The organism is Acidovorax sp. GW823-FHT02H02 (assembly GCF_058797075.1).
The window spans coordinates 1-901 of the sequence record NZ_JBXAJH010000049.1; the positions used below are offsets into that span (position 1 = coordinate 1).

At 61.0% G+C, this 901-nt stretch carries 1 protein-coding gene; it reads right to left on the minus strand.

The genetic code is table 11. The features are described 5' to 3' along the window. Nucleotides 1-35 precede the first annotated feature (35 nt). Nucleotides 36-901, minus strand: an 866-nt coding sequence (locus AC1RDS_RS20980) for an IS30 family transposase (protein WP_492227364.1), incomplete at its 5' end; no start/stop codon positions are given.

Here is a 901-nt window from a genome sequence, read left to right on the forward strand (position 1 = left end):
GGCGGATTCAAAAGTGAAGTGCAACACCCTGGGTTTCAATGAACGAGGGTGGAGTGCTGCGGGCTGTTGATCAGCAACTCGCGGTATACGGCCAGTGGTGATCGTACCCCCAGTCCTTTTCTGGGGCGGTTGTTGATTTCATCGGCAATCGCATCGAGCTGTTCCTGGCTGTAGATGCTCAGGTCCGTCCCCTTGGGCAGGTACTGGCGCACCAGGCCATTCATGTTTTCGTTGGAGCCCCGCTGCCAGGGGCTGTGTGGATCGCAGAAGTACACCGCTATGCCCGTCTGCTCGCTGAGCTTCTTGTGCATGGCCATCTCTCTGCCCTGGTCGTACGTCATGCTCAGACGCATCGGTTGGGCAATGCCCAGCAACTTGTCCGTGAAGGCCTGCAAGACGTTGGCGGCACTGGCTGGTTTGAACTCAGGGAGCTTGACCAGCATCACCAGCCGGCTGGTGCGCTCCACCAAGGTTCCCACCGCACTGGCATTGCCTTCGCCCTTGATGAGATCGCCCTCCCAGTGCCCAGGGAACTGGCGGTCTTCAATCTCGGGCGAACGCACATGGATGCTCAGCATGTCGGGGATCTGGCCTCTGCGGTCTTTGCCTTTGCTTCGCGGCAGCCGCTTGTTGTGGGCGTGGCGCAGGGTGGCGATCAGCTCCTTGCGCAACTCGCCCACGGGCATGGCATAAATGCAGTTGTAGATGGTCTCGTGTGACACGCGGTACTCATGGCCGGGGGGATACAAGCGTGCCAGTGTCAGGGCAATCTGCTCGGGTGACCAGCGAAGCCGCAGCAGATGAACAACCAGAGCCCACAGGATCGAATCGGGGTGCAGTTTGACCGCAGGCCTGGCGCCGCGCCTGCGCTGCAGGCTCAGGCACTGGGCTTGGGCGCTGC